We start from the raw sequence: 1,214 nt of genomic DNA on the forward strand, positions 1-1,214 counted from the left end.
GCGTTGCTCGGGCCGTCCGGTACGGGTAAGTCGGTGTTCCTGAAATCTCTGATCGGTCTGCTCCGTCCGGAGCAGGGGTCGATCGTGATCGACGGCACCAACATTCTCGAGTGCTCGTCGAAGGAGTTGTACGAGATCCGGAAGTTGTTCGGGGTGCTGTTCCAGGACGGTGCGTTGTTCGGGTCGATGAACCTGTTCGACAACGTGGCGTTCCCGCTGCGTGAGCACACCAAGAAGTCCGAGTCCGAGATCCGCAAGATCGTCATGGAGAAGATGGAGCTCGTCGGCCTGCTCGGGGCCGAGGACAAGCTGCCCGGCGAGATCTCCGGCGGTATGCGCAAACGGGCCGGCCTCGCCCGCGCCCTGGTCCTCGACCCGCAGATCATCCTCGTCGACGAGCCCGACTCCGGTCTCGATCCTGTCCGCACCACGTACATCTCGCAGACGTTGATCGACATCAACGCCGAGATCGACGCGACGATCCTGATCGTCTCGCACAACATCAACCTGGCACGGACGGTGCCGGACAACATCGGCATGCTCTTCCGCCGGAAACTGGTGATGTTCGGTCCGCGGGAGGTGCTGCTCACCAGGGACGAGCCGGTGGTCAAGCAGTTCCTCAACGGCACCATGATCGGCCCGATCGGCATGTCCGAGGAGAAGGACGAGGCCACGATGGCGCAGGAGCAGGCGATGGTCGATGCCGGTCACCACGCCGGTGGTGTCGACGACGTCGAGGGCATCGTCCCGCAGATGAAGGCGACGCCGGGGATGCCGTTCCGGCAGGCCGTCGCCCGCCGTCAGGAACGCGTCCGGCACATCATGCACACGTTGCCGGAGAACGCCCAGATCGCCATCCAGGACAGCCTCGACGAGACGTCCGGCGGAAACGGCGGCGGGGGCTACGACTACGCATACAGCCAGGAAGACACACAGGTCATCCCCGCATACCGGGGTGAAGGATACGAAAACACCACTCACGGGCAAGGGTAGGCATATCGGATGGGGGTTACCCGCAGCTCGGTCTTGCGGCCGGTCAACGGTGCGCTGACGCAGGCCGGAAACATCGTCGAGCTCTTCGTCGACGTCGCACGAAACACGTTCAAGCGGCCGTTCCAGTTCCGCGAGTTCATCGAACAGGCCTGGTTCATCGCCAGCGTCACGATCCTGCCGACGGCAATGGTCGCGATTCCGTTCGGCGCAGTGGTGTCACT

General features: G+C 63.5%; 1 protein-coding gene and 1 pseudogene. Both read left to right on the forward strand.

Annotated features, from left to right (window positions below; all coding sequences use genetic code 11):
- The coding region (locus tag ACFWJO_RS40015) for an ABC transporter ATP-binding protein (RefSeq protein WP_386873248.1) at nt 1-993 on the forward strand (993 nt) is incomplete at its 5' end.
- Nucleotides 994-1,002: 9 nt separating this feature from the next.
- Nucleotides 1,003-1,214, forward strand: a pseudogene (locus ACFWJO_RS40020) (ABC transporter permease); the annotation flags it as partial.

The sequence above is a fragment of the Streptomyces sp. NPDC127092 genome, from assembly GCF_042722475.1.
In the GTDB taxonomy this organism is placed as follows: Bacteria; Actinomycetota; Actinomycetes; order Streptomycetales; family Streptomycetaceae; genus Streptomyces.